This window comes from Ruegeria sp. AM7 (assembly GCF_056535965.1).
In genome coordinates this window covers 1269587-1284626 of the sequence record NZ_JBQFJE010000003.1, presented here as the reverse complement: position 1 = coordinate 1284626, position 15040 = coordinate 1269587, and the positions used below count along the sequence as shown (strand labels likewise).

17 protein-coding genes are annotated in these 15040 nt (G+C 55.9%); 9 read left to right on the top strand and 8 right to left on the bottom strand.

Going from position 1 to position 15040, the window contains the following annotated elements; genetic code table 11:
* Window positions 1-94: 94 nt before the first annotated feature.
* Window positions 95-9148 (bottom strand): PLxRFG domain-containing protein, encoded by a 9054-nt coding sequence (locus ACR3EG_RS10230; RefSeq protein ID WP_480495407.1) that lies wholly within the window; start codon window positions 9146-9148, stop codon window positions 95-97.
* A gap of 82 nt (window positions 9149-9230) precedes the next feature.
* On the opposite strand from ACR3EG_RS10230, the gene ACR3EG_RS10225 reads away from it, so the two are divergent.
* Window positions 9231-9479: a hypothetical protein gene (locus ACR3EG_RS10225; protein WP_480947278.1), complete on the top strand. Its 249-nt coding sequence runs from the start codon at window positions 9231-9233 to the stop codon at window positions 9477-9479.
* Between the two features lie 118 nt (window positions 9480-9597).
* Here ACR3EG_RS10225 and ACR3EG_RS10220 read toward each other — a convergent pair whose 3' ends face one another.
* Window positions 9598-9843, bottom strand: coding sequence for a hypothetical protein (locus ACR3EG_RS10220; RefSeq protein WP_480495404.1), 246 nt, complete (start codon window positions 9841-9843; stop codon window positions 9598-9600).
* An 18-nt stretch (window positions 9844-9861) separates the two neighbouring features.
* On the opposite strand from ACR3EG_RS10220, the gene ACR3EG_RS10215 reads away from it, so the two are divergent.
* Window positions 9862-9999: a hypothetical protein gene (locus ACR3EG_RS10215; RefSeq protein ID WP_480552217.1), complete on the top strand. Its 138-nt coding sequence runs from the start codon at window positions 9862-9864 to the stop codon at window positions 9997-9999.
* A 221-nt stretch (window positions 10000-10220) separates the two neighbouring features.
* Here ACR3EG_RS10215 and ACR3EG_RS10210 read toward each other — a convergent pair whose 3' ends face one another.
* The 4 genes from ACR3EG_RS10210 to ACR3EG_RS10195 all read right to left on the bottom strand — a co-directional run bounded on the left by ACR3EG_RS10210 (window position 10221) and on the right by ACR3EG_RS10195 (window position 11933).
* Window positions 10221-10460, bottom strand: a complete 240-nt coding sequence (locus tag ACR3EG_RS10210; RefSeq protein ID WP_480495401.1) for a hypothetical protein — start codon at window positions 10458-10460, stop codon at window positions 10221-10223.
* Window positions 10461-10697: 237 nt separating this feature from the next.
* A complete protein-coding gene (locus tag ACR3EG_RS10205) occupies window positions 10698-10958 on the bottom strand; it encodes a hypothetical protein (RefSeq protein ID WP_480495399.1) in 261 nt (86 codons plus the stop codon).
* Window positions 10959-10976: 18 nt separating this feature from the next.
* Complete coding sequence (locus tag ACR3EG_RS10200) at window positions 10977-11177, bottom strand: hypothetical protein (protein WP_480545850.1); 201 nt, start codon at window positions 11175-11177, stop codon at window positions 10977-10979.
* An 18-nt stretch (window positions 11178-11195) separates the two neighbouring features.
* The gene (locus tag ACR3EG_RS10195; protein WP_480495397.1) at window positions 11196-11933 is read right to left on the bottom strand and encodes a recombinase family protein; all 738 of its coding nucleotides are present in this window, start codon (window positions 11931-11933) and stop codon (window positions 11196-11198) included.
* 255 nt (window positions 11934-12188) lie between these two features.
* Here ACR3EG_RS10195 and ACR3EG_RS10190 point away from each other — a divergent pair, with 255 nt between their 5' ends.
* From ACR3EG_RS10190 to ACR3EG_RS10160, 7 genes are read left to right on the top strand one after another with little or no spacing between them, the layout of a single operon-like run.
* The gene (locus ACR3EG_RS10190) at window positions 12189-12422 is read left to right on the top strand and encodes a hypothetical protein (RefSeq protein ID WP_480495395.1); all 234 of its coding nucleotides are present in this window, start codon (window positions 12189-12191) and stop codon (window positions 12420-12422) included.
* On the top strand, window positions 12415-12663 hold the full coding sequence (locus ACR3EG_RS10185) for a hypothetical protein (RefSeq protein ID WP_480495393.1): 249 nt from the start codon (window positions 12415-12417) through the stop codon (window positions 12661-12663). Before ACR3EG_RS10190 ends, ACR3EG_RS10185 begins: the two co-directional genes overlap by 8 nt.
* Window positions 12656-12865: a hypothetical protein gene (locus ACR3EG_RS10180; protein ID WP_480495392.1), complete on the top strand. Its 210-nt coding sequence runs from the start codon at window positions 12656-12658 to the stop codon at window positions 12863-12865. The genes ACR3EG_RS10185 and ACR3EG_RS10180 overlap by 8 nt, the downstream gene beginning before the upstream one ends.
* A 15-nt stretch (window positions 12866-12880) precedes the next feature.
* On the top strand, window positions 12881-13405 hold the full coding sequence (locus ACR3EG_RS10175; RefSeq protein ID WP_480495390.1) for a hypothetical protein: 525 nt from the start codon (window positions 12881-12883) through the stop codon (window positions 13403-13405).
* 10 nt (window positions 13406-13415) lie between these two features.
* Window positions 13416-13787, top strand: a complete 372-nt coding sequence (locus ACR3EG_RS10170) for a hypothetical protein (protein ID WP_480495389.1) — start codon at window positions 13416-13418, stop codon at window positions 13785-13787.
* 11 nt (window positions 13788-13798) lie between these two features.
* Window positions 13799-13990 carry a hypothetical protein gene (locus tag ACR3EG_RS10165; protein ID WP_480495388.1) on the top strand — a complete coding sequence of 64 codons (192 nt, stop codon included), beginning with the start codon at window positions 13799-13801 and terminating at the stop codon, window positions 13988-13990.
* Window positions 13991-14004: 14 nt separating this feature from the next.
* Window positions 14005-14322, top strand: a complete 318-nt coding sequence (locus ACR3EG_RS10160) for a hypothetical protein (RefSeq protein WP_480495387.1) — start codon at window positions 14005-14007, stop codon at window positions 14320-14322.
* 84 nt (window positions 14323-14406) lie between these two features.
* On the opposite strand, the gene ACR3EG_RS10155 is transcribed toward ACR3EG_RS10160, so the two are convergent.
* Both ACR3EG_RS10155 and ACR3EG_RS10150 read right to left on the bottom strand, forming a co-directional pair.
* Window positions 14407-14805 (bottom strand): hypothetical protein, encoded by a 399-nt coding sequence (locus tag ACR3EG_RS10155; RefSeq protein ID WP_480495386.1) that lies wholly within the window; start codon window positions 14803-14805, stop codon window positions 14407-14409.
* Window position 14806: 1 nt separating this feature from the next.
* Complete coding sequence (locus ACR3EG_RS10150) at window positions 14807-14989, bottom strand: hypothetical protein (protein WP_480495385.1); 183 nt, start codon at window positions 14987-14989, stop codon at window positions 14807-14809.
* Window positions 14990-15040: the final 51 nt, after the last annotated feature.

The following is a 15040-nucleotide window of genomic DNA, read 5'->3' as shown; positions in this document are numbered from 1 at the left end:
CCAAATGTGACGGAGTGGCTAGGGCCAGCCAGACCGCACATCTTGTGCGCTTCTGACTCGACCCTACCACAAGTTGTGTCACCTTGGAAGTGGTTCAGTCATAAACCAGCGGCGCGGCGTCTCCGCGCAGCTTCTCGTTTAGCCGCGGATTCAGGATCACGCCGAACTCGTTGCGTTCGCTGGCCTGCATCCGGCCCTTGATCGACCTGCTCAGGCTCTTGTTCGTGATCGCCACCTCCGGGTTTTCCTCGTTGAACTTAGCGATATCGGCCAGAACGCTTTCGGGGATGCCCCGACCGGCGCGCGCAGCATCACTTGCGTCCCGCATGATTGACTTCTTTTCGTCAAGGATCTTGCGCTCTTCGTTCTTGAGGCGGCTATTAGCGTCGTACCGCTCCGACAGGCGGGCCGGTGTGAACCCGATAACCTGGGCGATAAGCTCCTGCGGCTTGAACTCGTCAATGATTGGGTCGCCGTTGTAGGTCTGAGCGCCTTCGTACCAGTACCGGCCCGACCGCATAATGTCTCGGATAGCCTTTGGCATTATGGTCTCAACGCCACGCCAAACGTGGCCCTCGCCAATTTGCTGGACGCCTCGGTGGACATTCTGAGCAATGCCGGGACCAGCGCCAAGCAACTGTTGAACCCAATAATTGTACTCGTCCTCGCCTTCCAACTGACGATCAGGTGCCCGGAACCACAGATCAGGCATACCGACACGCGACCGCAAGTCGATCCCCAGCATGTGACCGGGTACGCCGTTGAGGAACGCGCCTGCAACGTCGCGCGGCAGAACCGACATAAGCAGCTTTTCAAGCTCTTTCTCGGCCTCATCGCCGCCGCCTGCGAAGAACATTCCCGCGAATGCCTTGAGCAATGAATAGCCCCACACGCCCTTGACACCAGCGTTCAGCAACATCTGCGCAGAGATCCCGATCAATTGCCGCCGCGCCTCTGCTTTGACGGCGGAACTTTCGCCGTTAAGTGCTTGGTGTGTATCGCGGAATAGACGCCACAGCATGTTGATTTGGAAGTTTCTAAAAACCATCGCAACGCGCAAATAATCGTTCTGCAACAGGCGCGGACGGCTGGTGTTCTGATAGTCGAAATGGGTGCGCCACGTTAGATCCGCAGCCTTTTCAACGGCCTTTTCGTGCTGCAAACCTTTGGCCTTCGCCATCCGGTAGGCCGCCAAGAACGTAACCTCGCGGTTGGCACGCTCCGTGTGGTGGAACATCCAAGAGATTATGCCCATGACCTTTGTGCGAACTGGGCTGTATTCCACGCCGGTTTCCCCGACGCCCGCCAGATCATGAGATTGGCTCTTGTCGATCGTTCCCCGCTCGTAGGCGTCGTTCATGGCGCGCTTTTCGTCTTTGGTCAGACGCTTGCTGTCAACAGCATGAGCCTTACCCCTCGCAAAGTCCTGAGAGGCCCTAAGCAATTCCTTGGCCGCCGTCGCCTGCCCTCCTTTGCCGTGGTAGGCGCCGAGTATCGGCGTCCCTACGATCACAGTCTGAGTCAGGTTCACCAGCGCCGCAGCGGGTGTCATGGACAAGTAGTAGACAAAGGCGGCACCGGTGATTGTCTGAGCCCATGCTGAGCCTTGCGGGTTCATCACATACTCATGGCGGCGCGCGACTTCTTTAACGATCAACCCATTGCGTTCAGGGCTGTCGGAGTGGCGCGCTTCCTGCTCGGCCGCATCCAGCGCCTCGCCCATATCAAGGCTGTACGTCAGGCGGGCTAACTGGTGCGCGCCGTGGAACATCTGAGAACCGAACGCACGGAACGCATCGCCACTATAGCCCTGCGTGCCCTTACGATGCAGCTTTGACTTGCGCATGGACATGTCAGGAAGCGTTTGCAGCCAGCGTTGCCAAATCGCATCCATGACCATTTCGTCGGCGTCGATATCCTCAAGCAACCCCTCAACGTCCGCGACGAACCCCGGATCTACCGCGTCGCGGGCTTGCATCTCCTTAAGGACGCCGGTCTCAACGTCCCGGCCTTCTGCCTTCATGTCTTCTGCGAATTTTCGCTGTTCGCGGGCACTTTCAAAGCGGCTGAACGAGACTACCGCACCCTCTTTGTTGCGGACGGTTGCATAGAAGTCACCAAAGCGGGCAAGCGGGAAATACGGACCATCCAGACGGTTGCTTTCGAACCTAGCACGCAATCCAGCGAGCCGCGCGTTTTTCGCCCATCGGTTCTGCATCTTGGCCGTGGTCAGGATTTCATCGGCTTCTTTGATCGCCGCTTCCTTCTCTTTTCCGGTCAGGCCATCGTCACGGATTTCCTCAAGCCGCCTTTCGTGCGCCCGTTCGGCGCGGCGAACAGCAACGGTCATCGCCTTTTCTGCGTTGGCCTCAATCGCGGATTCGAACTCGTTGGCCAAATCGTCATAGGCGTCCCGCACGTCGACATACATATCGCGGAACCCTTCCGGCAGCTTCATGTACCGGACGCGCAGTTCGTCATAAGCGGGCTTGCGTTCCGCATCCTTGTCTAGACGGTTTTGCGCCTCCCTGCCGGTCTTGCTGTTCGGTCCGTATTTTGTGACGATGTATGGGTCTCGTTCCTCTGCTACAGGCATGAACGGCTTGGACGGGTCTTGCCCTTCAATGGTACTGTCGTGCATCAGATCCATGAGATGCGTATTGGCGTCCTTATCGCCGCTCAAAAGTTTGCACCACCGCTGGGCCAGTTCGTCCGTCATGGCGTGGCGCTCATTACGCAGGGTGTCCATCTGCTCTTTGAGCCGCAGATACTTCTTCACGGACGGCATTTTGCCGCCCAATTCCTGCATCAAAGCCCGCCCGGGCACCAACGCCAGCAGGTTGGTACCGTTCTTTCCCGCCATTGCCTGCGTCAGAGCATCACTAACAAGCTGTTTGGCCCCTTTGGCAATGCTGGTGGCCTTTATGGGTGGTGCCGCTTCAAAACCGGGATTTTGGCGCGTTCGTTTGTGCTTTGCGGTGCCATCGGCCTTGAAAACGTCTCGGTGCTGCAATATCTTTTGACCACGCTGCGGCGTGGTCGTACCATCCTTGGGCAATTGGAGCCCTCTGGATCGTGACCACTCCGCAGCTTTTCTTTTGTTGATATACCGCAAATACCCGTCGCGGATCAGCCCGATGGTGCCTTTGTCGCTGTCTTTCCCATGGATCGTTGCAATCCGGGAAATTTCAAGGCGTCCAGCCTTGAATGCCACGTCAATGCCCAGAACCATGGACCGGCCATCAGAAGCGGGCTTGTCGACCAGGACAGTGAAATTACCGGGTGCGTTTCGGGCATCGAACACCATCACTGGATTCTCCAAGCCCTCAATAGCATTGATCACATCGTCCAGTGTCAAGCGGTGACTTCCGGCCTTTCGTATCACACTGGATGCAATCACCATGGGCGTGTTTTTCCCGGTCAGAGAGCGCAGAACAGGCGGAAGCTTCCCCAACACAGTCGGCGCATCAGTCCGGTCGCCGTTCCAAATCCCCTCAATCTTGTCGCGTGTCGATTTAGACACGGAAAAGCGAAGCCGCCCTCCGTTCGGTCCACGTGGCCCCGGCGCGCGCCCGCCAATATCGCCGCTCTCAATCCGTTCGAAGATCGAAGCAGCATCTTTATGACCCCCGCCACGCAAGGCGTTAGCGAAGGCTTTCAGGGCCTTGCTGATCTTCTGGAAAACTTCTGCAAGGGGGGAGGTTGCGTCACGCTGCTCACCCCAGAGGCGGTACATTTCCGCAATGATCTCTTCCATCTGTTCGGCGATGGACAGTTCCGGGTAGTCGGCTTCGATCTGCGCCACCAGATCCGTGCGCTTACGGGCTTCCCTTACCAGAGCACGCCATTCGTCCTTGGTGAACAGGCCATATTCACTGCCCCAGAAGCGGTTATCACGCAGCAAGTGAATGACTTCGTGCCGGAAGGTACCTATCGGGCCGTCTGCTGCCGTCATGCTGACGTTGATTTCGCCGTGGTTATATAGGCCATCCAGAGCGATCGGCCCTGCGCTCAGTTGTTTCCACGCGCGCACGGTCGCCCTGCCCTTGAGCCCCAAACGCTCAAGTTCCTCGTTCAGCAAGTCTTTCAAATCGACCAGTTCCGAACGCGGAATCGCCCCGGCGCTCCGTTTGTGTTTCTCACCTTCCAAATGTGAGCCAGGAGCGCTTAGCTCATCAAAGTGCCTACCCACAATTCGGCGAGCCGAATGAATTGCAGCGCTAGTGTTCTTTCTCTGCCACGCTGTATTGGCGCGGCTCCAGCGCCAACCTTCCTTTTTTAGATCTGTTGCGACATCTGACGAAACACGTTCGTCAAACTCGATACGAATGCGTTCATCAGATTTTGCGTTTGTAACGCTCGCGCCTTCAAATTGCGAAATCAGCTCATCATTTTCTGATCTAAGCCCGTCAATTTTGGCCTGTGCGACCTGAGATACTTCCCCCAGCTTCCAAATCTTGTGCCGGTTGGTGAATACTGGCCGGGCCAAGCCAACATCTTCGTGTACCGTTTCAAGACGCTTGAGCATCCGTAACGTCAAATCTACATCGCCACCATTCGCAAGAGTGTTCATGCGATTGTAGAAATTGCCTTTGAGAAGGCTAAGGTTGAACGTTGCCTCTCCATCCGCTGCTAGCTTAGCGTCCACTGCAATTTGGACAACTTGAGCCTCAATCTTTTTCCACGCCTCTTCGGCTTTTACATCATCGGGACGTGCCTCGAGGATCTTCTTCTTGATGGATGCTTTGGCCTTGCCGACCCAATCTAAAAACTCACGAGACCGCCGGTCATAAGTATCCAAGCGCTTTCGGTTGCTGGTAGCCGGGAAGTTCGCGGGCCCAGTGATCATGGGTGAGGCTGTGCGACTGCTGGCATCCCACATGGCGTTTACGTGCCTTATGTAGCGCTCTTTGTAGGTTGTGAACTCAGCGTCGAGAATGGATTCTTGGTCTTTTGTCTTGGCCAACACCGCAAGTTCCGAGTAAAGCCCATTAACCGCTGAAACATACCCTTCGATGTCGGATTTTGCCCGTTTCTCAGGAGTGAAGGTCATGTTTCGATAAGCGGCGTACCCTCGCTCATAGTCGAGATCACTAACGCTCGCCGGACCTTGTTCCGTTTCTTGATCTAGTACGTCAATTTTGCCGTCTGTATCGAGTTCAACAGCCTCAGAATTTGGATTTTCCGCCTTTTCTTCAGGTATTGCGGCAAAATTATCGGAGTCCGTGTTCTTAACCGGTTCTTGATCAGCTACCGCCAAAGCATCCGCCAACGTGGCATCAGCGGGATTCTTGGTGTCACCTTCACCCAGCCATGCTTTGAAGGAGTCGATCGAATGCTCGGTTATAGCCCCTATGCGTGACGCACCAGACCCATCTGAAAACCCTGCAACATAGATCGCGTGAGCGTCCTCACGATTATTTACCCCCAGCACCACCTTATGTTCATCGAATTTACCCGTTTCAGGGTCAATCTGATCGACAATTAACACTTGATCGCTGTCAGGAAATTCCCCCATGTAAAAGTCAACTGGATCGCCGTCCGCGCCCTCAGTGCGCTTAATGTCGCCATAGTGCGCTGGCATGGTCACGGACCATTCGGTGCCATCCTTTGCGGTGCCGCGCCGCTCTTCGCCCTTGGCGGTTTCGATAACCATGTCCAGACCGTTCCACTTAAAGCGGCCCTTCTTATAGTTGCCCGCCTCGGCCTGCGCCGGTGTCGGGTTCGGATCTGCCTCGGCTGCGGCGGCATCAATTTCCGCCTTGTCTGCGGAATTGTCAGGCTGTTTCGGCTTAATTTCAGCGGGTTCAACGGAATTTTCCGTTTCAAATGTCCCGTCAAACAGATCCGTTTGGCTGCGCGCACCCTCATCGAATAAACCGCCCTCGGGCATGGCCGCATCGTCGCCGCGCTTAGGCTTTGCCATCTGCGCCTCTGCCCGGTCCTTGTCTTTGACCGGCTCCACACCGGGGATCAGTGTTTGTTCGCCCTCTGGTGTTTGCTCTGTCGCTGGGGCTTCGTGACGCAGGGCAGATGCGCCGATCGACACATCATAGCCGTTTCCGCCACGGCCCCCGTCCGTACGCAATTCGATAGTGCCCTGTTGCTTCGACAAGACCTTTACGACCGTACCCTTAAAGACGCGCGGGGGTTCAAAATGGTTGTTTGTGTACTCAACCCGGTCGCCCTTTTTGAAGTTCTTCGCAGCTTCACGGTTTGCGGCGAATTTTTCCTCAATCGGGTCGGTTGTGGCGTCATCCGGGGCGCTCAGATCATTATGGCCGCGCTTTTGCAGTTCAGCGTTCACTGCCGACACCAAAGCAGCCTTTTTCGACCACGCGTCGCCCAGATCGTCTTTGGACATGCCCAGACGCTTAGCAGAATGGCGCGCTTTGGGAAGGCTGCGCCACCAACTGTCCTGCAGTTCCGGGGCCGGGTCTACCCGTTCTGCTTCGGGCTGTGCTTCGCTTCGAGTGCTTTCAGCATCGTCAGGTCGCGGTTCGCTTTCGCTTTCGCTTCCGGCGTCGCCTTCGGATCGTTCAGAACCCGATTGCTCCGCTCCTGTACCTGCTGGCTCACTCGCTGCCGATAGCTCGGACTCTGTGAACGGCGGGCCGGGATCTTGAACGGCTGGCTGGCTCGGTTCTGCATACTCGTCGGGCTCCTTTTCCAGTTGCGACCATAGCGCATCCTCAACGCTTCCGCCATTCTCATTCAGCTTTTCGAAAACGGTGCGGCGTTCCGTGGCAGACAGTTCAACGCCGATTTCAAGTTCAGCTGCGCGCACATCCCGCCAGATCATGTCTGCGCGGTCCTCGCCCATGGTGAAATCATCCACGTCATTGCGCGGGGGAAAAATGCGGTATGCTTCCGCTTGCTCGGGCGTGATGGTTTCTGCGCCGGTTTCGTCCAGATCCACGCCCATTTCGCGCAGCTCTTGCAGTTCGGCCTTTGCGTCGGCCACGGCCTGCAATTCCATCTGTTCGCGACCCTGAACGGGTTTCCCGGCCAGTTCATCGGCCAGCGCGTCCACAATGCCTTGTTCGCTCAGATAGCCGCTGCCATCGTCACCGACCAATGAGGCATATTCGGCCCACTCTGCTGTGGGCAGGTTGTCGAGCGATTGCGCGCCGCCTTTGCGGAACAGGCCTGGTGCGGTCTGAGGGGTAACGCCACGGTGCTGCAAGTCCTGACCCAGAGGGCCAGCCGGATCAATGCCGCCTGTGTTGGCCTTGAGCGCCGCTGTAAACGGGCGCTTTTGCAAAGAAGGCTTGGCGGGCTTTTTCGGGCGCGGCTGTTGAGCCGGTTGCGGGACGGGCTGCGCGACTGGTGCGGCAGCGTTCAGGATCTCGCTGGTTTCCGGGTCAAACTCTTCGACAGGGGCTACAGCTTCCGCCTGCGCCTCGGTGATGGGGTTTACCTGCTCAACGGCAACCTTGCCCCCTTCAATCTCTTCGCGCGATACAAGGAAGGGGTTGCCGTCCTGCTCGAACAGCATCCCGGTTTCGTTTTCTTCCTTGAACACGGCGTCAATCGGCTTGCCGCCCGGTACGTTCAACCGGACCTTTGAGCCCGGGACCATGCCAGGTGTTGCCAACGGTGCCGGGGCTTCCGGTTGTTCCGGGGCACGTTGAGCGGCGCGCGATAGCGGACCCTGTGGCGGGGCCTCGGGTGCCGGTACGATCCGTTCAGGCGCAGCGGTGGGGGCTCCGGTCTCGTCCACATACATCGTGGTTGCCTCGTCCCGCACAGGCAGAACCGACGCCTCGCCCGGTTCGGCTGCATCCAGCGCGCCAGACAGTGCAGCTGCATCAGCGGCGCTCTGGTCGCGGCGAATGCCGCCCAAAGCACCAACTGGGCCGCCGCCCATAGCGCCAAGCACGGCGTCGTTCAGTGTTCCCTCCGTTAGATCCAGATCTAGGCCGGTTGCTTGCTGGACACCAGCGCGCCCCGCAACGCTTTCCGCGACCTCCTGCGCGCTCTCTTCGGCTGCAGAAACAGCCGCCGTTCCGCCAACACGCACAGCTGCGTTTCGGGTTGCCAGTGACGCCAACGGCTTCTGCAATATCCGGCCGGTCGCGGCTCCCCCTAGTGCTCCCGGTATAGCCGCCCAGCCTGCCGCTGCGCGTTGTGCCGCTTCTCCGGTGATCTTTAAAGCTTCTTCGGCGGTTTTGCCTTGCGTCACCAATTCCCGATAGTAAGGGCTTTCGCGTTCCAAGCGCGATACCCCCTCAGAATCAACATCCTGCGCAGCCTCTTCAATCAACTCTCGGGCTTCTTCGGCTCCTGCACCCGCTGACTGCGAACCGCCTACACCAGCGCCAACTACGGGCTTTCTTGTCGCTATGGATGCAATAACCACTGGGGCCATGGAACCCAATACCTCAACGGTGAGGTGCGCCATGCCCTCAAAACTGGCGTCTTCGGGCAATTCCCAAGTCGATGGCTTGAACAAGTCACCTTTGAATTGGGATTTTTGCATTGCCGCTTGCGCGTCGGCGCTAATGCCGTCTTCGATGCCCTCGCCTTTTTCGCGCAAAACATCACCAGCGTCCCGAGTGTTCACCACCATATCGGACGGTTCGCCAGTCGATATCAGTTCCGGTTCGCCGTCGGCGCCCATTTTAACTTCGAATTTGGAACCGCCAGTGCGGTCAAGCGCGCGCCCCATGCCCTCAACTGCAGAACCTAAGCCGCTTAGTATTGACGCCCCCCCGCGACGTGCCAGGTCGCCCAAAACACCCCCGCCGTCAGAGTCTTGCTGTGGTGGGGCCCCTGCTTCACTTTCCTGTGGTTGCGCCAGTTGCACCGCACGCTCAAGCAAGGTGTCTGCGAATTGTGCGTTGTCCTTAAATACCGCCCGAACGGCTTCTTTAACGGGGGTGCCCGCTTCAATTTGCTGCCCAACTGCCCAAGAAAACCCACTGGTAAAACTGTCAGCATCCACGCCTTCGGAACCAGCCAATTCATAGGCTGCTTCAATGATGTTTTGGGGCACCTGCGTTTGACGTGAAATCGTGTCAAAATCAAACGTAGCAGGAGCACTCGGCGCGCTGGTTTCCATCGCTTCGAAGATCCCACGTGTGCGGGCATCAGCACGATCGGTTGCAATTTCAGTGGGGGATTTGGCAAAGATGTTATCGGCCACGGCAAACCTCTATGAAGGTGGTTGCAGGCCGCACATCTTGCGCGGTTATGTATGGGGCACAATAACAGTTAAAGGGAGGCTAGTGAAGTCGGTGAAGGCTAAAGACTATCCGCTACGAACTGTTGAAATCGGCTGCAAGAATTGCGGGCGCTATGGCCGGTACAGCAAGGCGCGGTTTGTGGAATTGGTCGGGCCTGACACCGAATTGCCGCAAGCCCTAGAAATCATCGGCAAAGACTGCCCCATTCCCAAGAAAACGGGAGATTTCATGCATGGGGAATGTCGTCCTGGATATCTGCAAGACTGGTGGAAGAAGCAGGAACAAAACTAGTGTCACTCCTTTTCATCGTTTACAAAATCCGCTACATTGATGGTTCACGCTGGGTAGCTCCCAGCACCCCGTCGGCTGCGGTCGGCGGGTTTTCTTTTCCCGCCTCCCTATCGTGAATTTACTTCGGCCAAGGTCGAGCGGGATTTGCGTCCCGTACAAACCGATCTGTGCCTTGGATAATCTCACGCGCTCGGCTGCGTCCTGCTTCGCGGGCCAGGTATTCCGCGCCGAGTTTAAGCCACGCAGACAACGTCAGAATGCGGCTTTCTCGGTCCCCACCTGACATAGCAAGGCAGTCTTCCATTGCCTTGTTCATCGGCGGCTCATCGCTCTCGGAAACGTTCAACATGTCATTGATATCCATCGGCCTCGCCTCCTATTAATGAACTACGGCTTCAGGACCACCGAAGCGACGATCAAGCGCTGGATCGTCCGCGCCACGCCTCCAAGCCTCGATCCGCTGACACTCTTCCTGAATGCACTCTTCGCAGCGCCCATCGTAGTAATGGATTTCCTCTGATGTCATCGTTGCTTGGCAAGTCCGGCAAGCCTGCATGTGCCCAGCCTCCTATTTGTTAACGCATTACCACAAGGGGCAGAACTGCACCCGGCAACCACCACCACCAACCAGAAAGGCTATTAATCCAACCATACCCGGCAAACCCTATGCACATGCAGACCGCAACACCGATCACCAAGTTCTTAACCGCTAAGGCCATACGATCAGCTCCTTTCTGTGAACTACTCGAACGGCCCGAAGGTTGTTCCTTCGCACGCCGGGTCGATCTTAACCGGAAACCCAAATAATTTGCGGTCATCCCTTCCAGTGCTAAAATCATCAAACACCCGACCAACATCACCAGAGTGCATCTTTTTGATGTCCAGCCACTCATCAGGGGGACACGTAAAGCCCGCGCCTTCGCGCTGATCAGGTGGGCAGGTCTCAATCATCTCAACCAAATCGTCGTATGAAAACGACATGCTTTGCTCCTTATTGTGAAATACTAAAAGTCTGCATTTTCGTATTCTTTCAAAACGACGATGCCGGATTTAGTGATGCGGTAAGTTGCACCGCAGCCTGATTTTGGTGGGTCTCTCGACACCAGTCCCTCCAACACTAGCTTCTCAAGGCTGATAGTCACACGGTCCTCAATCTCGTCGGTCACTAGCGGAAATGTGTGAGCGTCGACCAAGTATAGAGTCTTCAGAGCCATTATTTCATTTAGGTCGCGCACCCGGATTCAACTCCTGTTTGCCGTCTACAATAATGGCCCAACCCGCCTGCGCCCAATTCTCAGAAATAGGCACATGCCCTAGGCGTTGCGGTCTACCGCCTGAACTGTCCAGAAGCGCGGAATCGGAACCCATCTCTTTGATAAGAGCGTCCAGCGCAAATGGGTGCATTGAAATCCGAAGATCATCGAAGTCCGCGCCAGCATCTTCTGCGCGCGTGAGCTCATTGCAAATATCTTTGTACATTAGGACGCCCCTGACTCCTTACTGCAACGGCCAATACGGCCACTTCACGTATGCGGAGATGCCCGCACCAATCACCCAAACCGCAGTGGTAGACAGTGCTTTGATAAAAGTGGCATCATTGCGCCGAAATTTCTCCCAAGCTTCAAAAATCATTAGCGTAGCCAATATCCACGTGAGCCCGACCACAATCGCCACCATATAGTTTGGGACGCTATCCATTCCTGCACTCTTTCCCCATTATTCATCTTCAACCTTGTCTTCATCGCGCAGCTTCAAGCCGGGGCAACCCTCTTCCAGCCAGCGAGTGATGGTCAGGGTGTTTTTGATGGGCTTTTCCTTTTTCGTGCAGTCGTTCAGCACCTTGAGGATTTGCGCCAGCTTAACACCGATACCCGGTTTGATCCGATAGCCGATGCGCTTGCCCTTGTCGGGACCGCGCTGCTTGTATTTTGGCGCTAACTCGAACTGCTTGCCGTCGTACAGCACTTGCAGCTGCTCAAGCCGCGCAGGCACGTCTGCGATGCTGCGCTTGGCTCCGGCGCGAAAATCTGGGTCTGCGAGTTTCTTAGCGAGCATACCGGCCTTCGTCCTTTCCGAAGTCAGATTGCGCTCGAACTCGGCCATTGCCGCCATGAAGTGGAAGTACAGCCGACCGGCAGGTGTGGTGGTGTCGATCTGGTCGGTGATGCTGACGAAATCCGCCCCGGCCTCTTCGATCATTTCCACGATTTGGATAAGCTCTTTCATAGAGCGCCCGAGCCGGTCCAGCTTCCAGACGACCAGTCGTTCGCCCTTGCCGATACCGTGCTTTAGAACGTCGTAGAGCTTGCGGCCTTTCAGCTTCGCGCCCGATTTCTTTTCCGTAACAATCCGGCTTTCCGGCACCCCGTAGCGCTTGAGCGCGTCGATTTGCAGACGCAAATCCTGATCCTCGGTCGAAACCCGCGCATAGCCAATGAGATACCGCTTTTCCATGGCCGCCAGTCATGGGCAGATTCTCCTGATCATGTCGAGTTTCAATGTGAAGTTCCATAATTCCCTACAGCGTCGCGATTTTTATTTGTTAAGTTTATTTGTAAAGTTTCTGTTGCCATTCGTCAACGCAATGTGTTAAGTTTTTAAGTGAAGTTTTTTCTTAACAGAATGGAACCACGATGTCCGACAGTGTGACAAGCTGCTGTATTGGCTGTGCCACGTCCCGCGCCACGAAGAGCTAAACTGAGGATCGCAATGCAGGAACAGAACTTTGTCCTAATCACACGACCGGGCAAAGTCCCGATGCTATTGAAACCGTGGAACGCCACGGCAGACGCGGTGATCGCGCTGCTGGACGAATGCTCGAAACGGGCCACTTCGGATGATGAAGCCCTGACCGTCTGCATCGTTGATGAGTATGGGGAATTTGACGTTTGGGGCGAGAAACCGTTCCGCGCGATGTTCGGGGGTGCCGCCGCAAATGGATGAGATCGCACAAGCAGCTGAAAACAATCTGCGGGCCATATTCGGCCCGGATGTCTACGATGAGTTGGAAAAGCACGAGCTGGCGGCAATGGTCTGGGAGTTGGCGGGAGATATAGTTGGGCCGGGTTTTGACGGTGATATCAGGCACCGCATAGCGCTTGCAACTATTGACGCCTCAAGAGGTCACAATGCCATTCCAAAGGCGAAGGCGTCCAGAATCGCCAATAAGCTGCGCAATGCTTGATGTCGAACTCAAGAGCTTTTTGGCGCACGTTGCCCGCGCCGAAGAGGGCCAACATGATGAGCGCACCTATCCCGCGAGCTGCAGCGTACTGACCTACGCCCGAAACAATGGTTACGTTAGCCTGATGCCCAGCTTTGAGGGGGATGCCGGTGATGCTGGTCGGGTGTGTCTGACGAAAAAAGGGCGTGAACTGCTATTTTGAGTAGGAATCGGCAATATGCGAAAAATCGCAAACTCATTAAAAAACGCCTCGATCCAGCCGGATTTCTTCTGCAGACCGGACGATAAGGCGAATATCGGCGGTCCATTCTGCGGCGAATGCGGGCGCGGCATCAAAGCGCCAGCCAGTCAGGGCAAAGCAATCATGTGGTGTTATGGGTGCGGATTTGAGACCGGTTCTTTACCAATGGTTGAAATTCCTCTGTTTTGGTCACAATTTGAGGGTGCGTTCACCTTTGAGGAGGCGCAACGCATGAAGGAACCGGGCTTTGATCCGCTGGCTGAAATGGACGAGAGGCAACGACACATGCAGGTTTCGGGTATCGGATCGCTGGGCGAACTCGCCCAAGAGCTTGGGGAAAACGCGCAATGTGTGGTCTTGACCGGACAGCCAGACGATCTGCGCGCCGCCGCGCCACACTTCCTATCTCAAGTGAAGATCATATCGCCGTCACACCTAATCGCGTTGAGGGAAGCTGCAGAGCGGCGGGACTTCGATGCCGTAATTGCACTCACAAAATAAGGGAACCAGCATGGCAGATAAAATTTACACCGATGGCTTCCCCGATGGCTGGTCGATGGTTCACCGCCCAGACGCAACCCTGCTTGTTCGCAAGGGCGATGGATGGGCGAGCTTTGGGAGTACCTGCATCTGTGCCGCCCCCAAATTGCAGCAGGGCGAAGAATGGCTTGAGACAGCCAAGAATTTGGCTATCGGATTTGCCGGTATTCAGAAGCAGTTTTTGAAATTCCGCGAAGCCGCATATTGCGACAAATGCGGATACGGACCCCGCGTCGATGACGATGGATATGAGCTTGAACATTCCCGATCGGTCAAAACTTGGGAATGTGAAGATTGCGGTCACATCAACCAGCGCCCGGTAGCCGTGGGCAAATCATCATAAAGGAACCGCCGATGCCGCGCCGATGCCCAGACTGCAAAGCTGAAATGGAAGATGACGGGCTGCACGCTTGGTGCGGACACTGTGATTTCGCGGGATATGTCGTCGTGCAAACCGGCAAGATCCTTCGCGAAGACCCGCCCGATTGGGATCCCGGAATCGAATGCGAGCATGGCTATGACGCCTGCCCGATCTGTGACGCATAAAAAGGACCGTGGACGTGAAAGCAGGCGACAAGATCAAGATGTGCGGCGAGCGAACCCGTTACACGGTGCAAGGAATAGACGAACGCTTTATCGTCGCCACGAAGCCGCACTTTTCGACGTATCTCTACACCATAATCGACAAGAAAAAACGGATCAGGGGGCCAATCAATATGGTTCTCGGTCCACCCTGCGACGTCGATTCACCCGCTGGCGCAAGTGAATGCCTTACCTTCATGCGCGAAGAAACAGGCGGGCATGAAACTTGGGGCGTCAGCTATAGAAACAACCTGCCATTGACCCAAAGAGAGGTCGAACAAATCGGCATAACGTAGCGGGAACACAGTTGCACATTCAACCCCACAATAGTCTCGACGCTGGCGTATTGAATCTTACTGGTTGCCTAAGCAGACCATGCGTCAATATGAATAGCAGTTTGTCGAAGATCCGACTGTGTTGCACTGAACCCGTGTGTTCTGCGGGATCAGCAGCGCGGGGTTCACCACATCCGGGCCACGGAACGCGAAGGTTGGCATTTGCCCGTCAGACTTCCCACACAGGAAAGTTAGCTGATACCATGTCACTGGCCCCGGTATAAGATCGGCAAGAACGCCGCCCGCGTGGCTGTCGCTGTCAATCACCTGATAGCTGCCTTTGCAGTGCTTCCCTGCTTTCTTCATGCACTTGGCTGAATTGGATTTACATTTCACCTGGCTGACTGTCACGCCGCTTGGGGTTGCAATCGACTTAACCTGTTGTGCGGACGCGAGGTTGGGGGACGCCACCAAAAAAGCGGCCAGCAATGCGAGTTTTTTCATGTTATCCTGCTTTGGAATGCTCAATGATCTTCTTTTCAAATACCCAGCCATCGCGCCAGTTAACGTACGGGCCGGGGTAGTCGTCACCCTGAGCGACACCTTCGGGATATGGATTGTCCGAAACTGGGCGACCTTCCCTAAACGCAACACCGCCCAGTTTGAATGGAGGCAGCTTGTCCGACATATCAACTCCAAATTGATTCACTATAGGTTGAACATATGTTGCGATTTGCGA

What these genes read in the sequence shown, in the direction of transcription:
- ACR3EG_RS10155 (WP_480495386.1), bottom strand. Translation starts at nt 14,805, where the DNA reads ATGAAAAAACTCGCATTGCTGGCCGCTTTTTTGGTGGCGTCCCCCAAC.
- ACR3EG_RS10215 (WP_480552217.1), top strand. Translation starts at nt 9,862, where the DNA reads ATGAACTACGGCTTCAGGACCACCGAAGCGACGATCAAGCGCTGGATC.
- ACR3EG_RS10180 (WP_480495392.1), top strand. Translation starts at nt 12,656, where the DNA reads ATGCTTGATGTCGAACTCAAGAGCTTTTTGGCGCACGTTGCCCGCGCC.
- ACR3EG_RS10175 (WP_480495390.1), top strand. Translation starts at nt 12,881, where the DNA reads ATGCGAAAAATCGCAAACTCATTAAAAAACGCCTCGATCCAGCCGGAT.
- ACR3EG_RS10195 (WP_480495397.1), bottom strand. Translation starts at nt 11,933, where the DNA reads ATGGAAAAGCGGTATCTCATTGGCTATGCGCGGGTTTCGACCGAGGAT.
- ACR3EG_RS10210 (WP_480495401.1), bottom strand. Translation starts at nt 10,460, where the DNA reads ATGTCGTTTTCATACGACGATTTGGTTGAGATGATTGAGACCTGCCCA.
- ACR3EG_RS10165 (WP_480495388.1), top strand. Translation starts at nt 13,799, where the DNA reads ATGCCGCGCCGATGCCCAGACTGCAAAGCTGAAATGGAAGATGACGGG.
- ACR3EG_RS10150 (WP_480495385.1), bottom strand. Translation starts at nt 14,989, where the DNA reads ATGTCGGACAAGCTGCCTCCATTCAAACTGGGCGGTGTTGCGTTTAGG.
- ACR3EG_RS10220 (WP_480495404.1), bottom strand. Translation starts at nt 9,843, where the DNA reads ATGGATATCAATGACATGTTGAACGTTTCCGAGAGCGATGAGCCGCCG.
- ACR3EG_RS10205 (WP_480495399.1), bottom strand. Translation starts at nt 10,958, where the DNA reads ATGTACAAAGATATTTGCAATGAGCTCACGCGCGCAGAAGATGCTGGC.
- ACR3EG_RS10170 (WP_480495389.1), top strand. Translation starts at nt 13,416, where the DNA reads ATGGCAGATAAAATTTACACCGATGGCTTCCCCGATGGCTGGTCGATG.
- ACR3EG_RS10200 (WP_480545850.1), bottom strand. Translation starts at nt 11,177, where the DNA reads ATGGATAGCGTCCCAAACTATATGGTGGCGATTGTGGTCGGGCTCACG.
- ACR3EG_RS10185 (WP_480495393.1), top strand. Translation starts at nt 12,415, where the DNA reads ATGGATGAGATCGCACAAGCAGCTGAAAACAATCTGCGGGCCATATTC.
- ACR3EG_RS10190 (WP_480495395.1), top strand. Translation starts at nt 12,189, where the DNA reads ATGCAGGAACAGAACTTTGTCCTAATCACACGACCGGGCAAAGTCCCG.